Below are 6,000 nucleotides of genomic sequence, written 5' to 3' on the forward strand. Positions count from 1 at the left end.
GTATTACATTTGCGCGTATTGCCTCGCAGTGAGAGTCAGCGCGGTATTTCTTCAGATAGGTAGAAGCCACATAACAGATCAAACTTCCTTGATGACTCCGTAAGGTAAAATAAAAAATTCGTCTAACACTACCCTCATAACCCGTAGCTCGTAATGAAATTATGCCTTAAATGGCATATTTTGTCGATGTATGGAACGCACTGTATAGTTGAAACGCGTGTTGTTCCTCCGCAAGGTAAAATTAAAAATATGGCAGATACTGAACAAATAACACATCTCAAAAATGAATTGGAGAAACGGATTCTCATCCTCGATGGCGCGATGGGATCCCTATTGCAGACCTATCGGCTCACAGAATCCGATTTTCGAGGTGAACAATTTGCCGATCACCCCTGTGAACTCAAAGGTTACAACGATCTGCTCTCCATCACACAACCGCATATTGTAAAAGAAATACACGCAAACTACTGCAGTGCCGGCGCGGATATCATCGAAACGAATACCTTTACCAGTACATCCGTGTCGATGGCAGACTACCAACTCCAAGACATCGCATATCAGGTGAATTATGCGGCTGCACACATCGCACGCGAGGTGGCGGATAAATGGACATCACCCGACAAACCGCGTTTCGTCGCAGGGAGTATGGGACCTAGCAACCGCAGTTGCACGATTTCGCCGAATGTGAATGACCCCGGCTATCGGAACATTACCTTTGCCCAACTTGTTTCTGCCTACACGACGCAAGCGGAAGGCTTAATTGACGGTGGTGTGGATCTCCTCCTCGTCGAAACCGTCATGGACACGCTTAACTGTAAGGCGGCACTCTTCGCCATACAAACCCTCGCCGAAGCACGAGGCATTGACATCCCGCTTATCGTTTCCTCTGACAGAAGTGGCGGTGGCGGCAGAAACCTCTCCGGACAAACAGTCGAAGCCTTCTGGAACTCGGTTCGGCATGCGAACCTACTCGCCGTCGGGTTGAACTGCGGCTTCGGTTCACAACAGATTCGTCCATATCTCGCCGAAATGGCAAAAATAACCGATATACCCGTTATCTGCTATCCGAACGCCGGACTTCCCAATGAACTCGGTCAATATACCCAGACCCCCACCGAAATGGGGGAGTGGATGCACGAGTTTGCGCAAAATGGATTCGTCAATATTGTCGGTGGATGTTGTGGAAGTCAACCCGAACACATCGAAACGATTGCCAAAGTCGCCGCTGAATACGCACCACGGGAACCAGAGCAGCAAAAACGTGCATGCCGTCTGAGCGGTTTAGAGGCGTTTAACATCACGGCTGACTCTCTCTTTGTTAACGTTGGCGAACGGACAAACGTAACAGGCTCCCGTCGATTCGCAACACTCATTAAAGACGAGGACTATGAGACAGCTTTAGAGGTCGCCAGAGATCAAGTCGAAAACGGGGCACAACTTATCGACATTAATATGGACGCAGGCATGTTAGATGCCAAAGCAGCGATCGTCAAGTTCCTCAACCTCATCGCAGCAGAACCCGACATTAGTCGTGTACCCATTATGCTGGATTCCAGCCGATGGGAGGTCATAGAAGCAGGCTTGGCGTGCGTTCAGGGAAAAGGTGTCGTCAACTCAATCAGTTTGAAAGAGGGTGAGGAGGATTTCTTAGCAAAAGCAAGACTGATTCGACGATACGGTGCCGCCGTTATCGTCATGGCGTTCGATGAAGGCGGGCAGGCGGATACCTACGAACGGAAAGTGGAGATCTGTCGTCGGGCGTACCGACTCTTGACAGAAGAGGTTGGGTTTCCGCCCGAGGACATCATTTTCGATCCGAATATCTTCGCCGTCGCGACTGGGATCGAAGAACACAACGAATACGCGAAGGCGTTTATTGAGGCGTGCGAGCGGATTAAAACCGCGTGTCCGAACGCCTTAGTGAGTGGTGGTGTTAGCAATATCTCTTTCGCCTTCCGTGGCAACGATGCGGTGCGCGAGGCGATGCACGCCGCGTTTCTCTATCACGCCATCAATGCTGGTATGGACATGGGCATTGTCAACGCTGGGCAACTCGCCGTTTATGACGATCTGCCAAAACCGCTCTTAGAAGCCGTGGAGGATGTTCTGTTCAATCGCCGTGAAGATGCAACCGACCGGCTCGTTAATCTCGCCGATACGCTGAAAGGGAAGGGGAAAAAGAAACGTGTAAGTCGGAAATGGCGGAAACTACCTGTCGCAGAGCGTCTACGGCACGCGCTGGTCGAGGGAATTCTCGAATATATTGAAGCCGATACGGAAGAAGCACGGCAAAATTACGAACGTCCTATACAGGTCATTGAAGGACCATTGATGGACGGTATGGACCGTGTTGGCGAACTCTTTGGCGACGGTAAAATGTTTCTGCCACAGGTCGTCAAGAGCGCGCGGGTTATGAAAAAAGCGGTCGCACACCTCATTCCATATATCGAAAAGGAGCAGGCAGAAGGTGCTATCCGATCCAGAGGCAAAATTGTGATGGCGACCGTGAAAGGCGATGTTCACGACATCGGTAAGAACATCGTTGGTGTTGTGCTTGGGTGCAACAATTACGAAGTTATTGATCTCGGTGTGATGGTGGCTGCGGAAGACATTCTGGAAACCGCACGGAAAGAGAACGCCGATATGATCGGTTTGAGTGGACTCATTACACCCTCTTTGGATGAGATGGTACACGTCGCTGGGGAGATGGAGCGTGAAGGTTTCCAAATCCCACTCCTTATCGGGGGCGCGACGACTTCAAAGATACATACCGCCGTTCAAATTGAGCCCGCGTATAGCGGTTCAACAATTCACGTCAGGGATGCCTCTCGAAGTGTGGGTGTTGTCAGCCATCTGATGAGTCGCGAGAGACAACAGACCTTTACCGAGCAGACCCGTGAGGAATACGCTGAGATCCGAGAACGTCGTGCGAAAAATCGGCAACAGACGAATCTACTCCCCTTCACCGTTGCCCAAGAACGCAGATCCACACTGGATTGGCGAAATTATCAGCCCGCCACGCCGCACACGGTTGGCACTCAGGTTTTTGAAGACTATTCGTTAGTGGAACTCGTTGACTATATCGACTGGAGTCCCTTCTTCACGACATGGGGACTCCGTGGTAAATATCCAAATATACTGGAGAATCCAGAAGTCGGCGAGGAAGCGCGTAAACTCCTTAAGGATGCTGAAACACTCCTCGGCGTTATCGTTGAAGAGAAAAGATTTCAGGCACGCGCTATCGTCGGGATTTTCCCTGCCAACGGTGTCGGTGAGGATACCGAAATTTACGCCGACGAAGCGAGGACAGAAGTGATTGCCACCTTGCACCACCTACGCCAACAGACGGAACAACCATTTGCGAGACCGAACCTCAGTCTCGGTGATTTCGTCGCGCCAAAAACAACAGGAGTCCCGGATTATATCGGCGCGTTTGCTGTAACAACAGGCCACGGTGTTTCTGAATTCTGTGCCGAGTTCGAGCAGCAGCAGGACGATTACAACAGTATTATGGCAAAGGCGTTAGCAGACCGACTCGCCGAGGCTTTCGCGGAGCGGATGCATCAGCACGTCCGCACAACGTTTTGGGGGTATGCCGTTGATGAGAGTTTGGAGAATGAAGCCTTGATTACCGAAAAATACCGCGGGATCCGCCCAGCACCCGGATACCCCGCCTGTCCTGACCATAACCAGAAACGCGTGTTGTTTGAACTCTTGAATGTTACGGAGAACACAGGTATCTCTCTCACGGAGAGTCTGGCGATGGCACCGGCAGCCTCTGTGAGTGGTTGGTATTATTCACATCCAGAGGCGCGGTATTTCAGCATCAGTAGAATCGGAGAGGACCAAGTCTCAGATTACGCCGAACGTACCGGTATGGATATTGAAACAGCGAGACGTTGGCTCAAGCCGTTGCTTGCGTAAAACAAAATAGAGCGGTGGAGTTTCGTCCACCGCTCATTTTATTCTTAATATCTACGTTATTCCTGCCATTTGATGCAAGAACAAGCGCAGCGCGATCCGCAATTACGCCTTAGATTGATACAAACCAACACAATTGCCACTCGGGTCAAAGAACATGGCAAAGGAACCCATGTCTCCCCCCAGAATAACCTGAGGAGGCATACAGATTTTGCCGCCGAGACTTTCTGCCTTTTCAAGCGATGTCTGAAGATCATCAACCTGCACATAAATCGTAACAAAGTTAGACGGCATATCGTCGGTTGTCGGAAGTATGTGTCCGCATACTTCATTCTCCGATGCTGGATCCAACCCATAAACGCCATTAACATTACCGTTAGAATTCCAATCAAACAGCGAACAATAAAACTCGCTCAATGATTCACCATTCTTACCGGCTATTTCAAAATGGACAACTGGATTTCCCATTGGATTCACACCTTTCTTTATATTGAATTATTTTATATTAAGTAATTATACATTAATTATTTATAGAATGCAAATTAATTTTTCTATCCAGAATGTAACTGGAAACAGCGAGCATTAACGAAACCGATGCTTACATAAAACTGTTTTAATCACTAAAAAATGGGACGGTGAAGTTTCCTTCATCGACCCATTTTCTTGCGAATTTATGCATGAATCCTGCGATTTCGCGCCGGAGTAAGCACAGCGTTATCAACAATCACACCTTAGGTTGATACAAACCGATGCAGTTCCCACTTGGATCGAGGAATAACGCGAAGGAGCCCATACCGCTCGGAATAGGACGAGGCGGCACAAGAGTTTGCCCACCACAGTTTTCTACCTTCTCAAGCGATGCCTGAAGGTCGTCAACTTGAATGTAAATCGTGACACCGTTATCCGAACACATATCGTCAGTCGTCGAAAATATGTGTCCATCTACGCCGTTCTCTGATTCTGGGTCCACGCTATAGATACCGTGCGTATTCGCGTTAATATTCCAACCGAACAAGGAACCGTAAAACTCGCTTAGCGATTCACCGTCCCTCCCCGATATTTCAAAATGTACGACTGGATTTCCCATTAAATCTATTCCTACATCTCCAACATAGAGGCAAATTCAAAAAGCTGCCTGCTGCTAAGCAAGAACTCCGTTGCTTTTACCCACAAACATCAGAAAATCGCCAACCAAGTGAACTAATAGGTTAATCGGCTTTAATGTCAGCCCAGGTCGTTGTGAGTTTACCTGAAGGTTCAATATCAGCCGCTGTTTCTAATCCGTCATTCATCAGGGTTTCAATATCATCACCGTCCAATGCCACATTGAAGACGGCAACGTCGTCAACGATTCCAGCGAAGAACTGACCCCACTGACCGTGTTGTCCGGTGGCTAAATAGATACCTATTAAAAAGGGTTTGTCAGTTAACGGGTTTCTTCCTAAGTTTGGTGTCGTTACACCGTCGCCAATCTGATCAGCGTCCAGATATACGCCAAACCCGTCACCGTCCCAGGTAACGGCGACATGATGCCAGTCTGTATCTGGATCCCAAGGTGCATCTATAAAGTGAAGCGTGCCACCTGGGTCATGCGTGTGATGCCGGATTACACCGCCATCCCACCAGAATCCAGGTGCCCAATCATCTTTGGTTACAACACCCATGCCGCCAGCGGGAGGCTTATCTAATTTAAACCAAAGCGCAATTGTATGTTCGGCGCCAACATTTAAAGAATCATCGTGCTCGATTTCCACGTAAGCATCCGAGCCATTAAGACTTAAACCCTTGCCAAACTTGCCATCAACCCATTTGGCACCCCCCTCAATCGAGCCGTCATTGCCTGACCCAGAGGAGTCTTCGACTGTGTTACCATTCCCCTCATCAAAGAGCCACATTCCGACACAATCTGCAAAGTCAATTTCAGCAAAACTTATACCTACAAACATCAGGCTCATTACGATTATACTGACGCATAATCGTTTTAACCTTGTAACTCTGGTTTTCATCAATCTTCGGGCAGGAGACCCCTGCATTTATGTAGGGGAGGAATGCCCGCCTCCTTGTGCATTAGACCACAGC

At 48.9% G+C, this 6,000-nt stretch carries 4 protein-coding genes; 1 reads left to right on the top strand and 3 read right to left on the bottom strand.

The annotated features are described in order from the left end of the window. The first annotated feature begins 249 nt into the window (after positions 1-249). Complete coding sequence (gene metH / locus J4G07_16940) at positions 250-3,924, top strand: methionine synthase (GenBank protein MCE2415673.1); 3,675 nt, start codon at positions 250-252, stop codon at positions 3,922-3,924. A gap of 102 nt (positions 3,925-4,026) precedes the next feature. Here the strand turns inward: metH and J4G07_16945 are convergent, their stop codons facing one another. From J4G07_16945 to J4G07_16955, 3 genes are all read right to left on the bottom strand, one after another. Continuing rightward, complete coding sequence (locus J4G07_16945; protein MCE2415674.1) at positions 4,027-4,389, bottom strand: VOC family protein; 363 nt, start codon at positions 4,387-4,389, stop codon at positions 4,027-4,029. Positions 4,390-4,645: 256 nt separating this feature from the next. Continuing rightward, entirely contained in the window at positions 4,646-5,008 is a 363-nt protein-coding gene (locus tag J4G07_16950) for a VOC family protein (protein MCE2415675.1), read from the bottom strand. Between the two features lie 121 nt (positions 5,009-5,129). Next, complete coding sequence (locus J4G07_16955) at positions 5,130-5,876, bottom strand: LamG domain-containing protein (GenBank protein MCE2415676.1); 747 nt, start codon at positions 5,874-5,876, stop codon at positions 5,130-5,132. Positions 5,877-6,000: the final 124 nt, after the last annotated feature.

The sequence above is a fragment of the Candidatus Poribacteria bacterium genome, from assembly GCA_021295715.1.
Classification (GTDB): domain Bacteria; phylum Poribacteria; class WGA-4E; order WGA-4E; family WGA-3G; genus WGA-3G.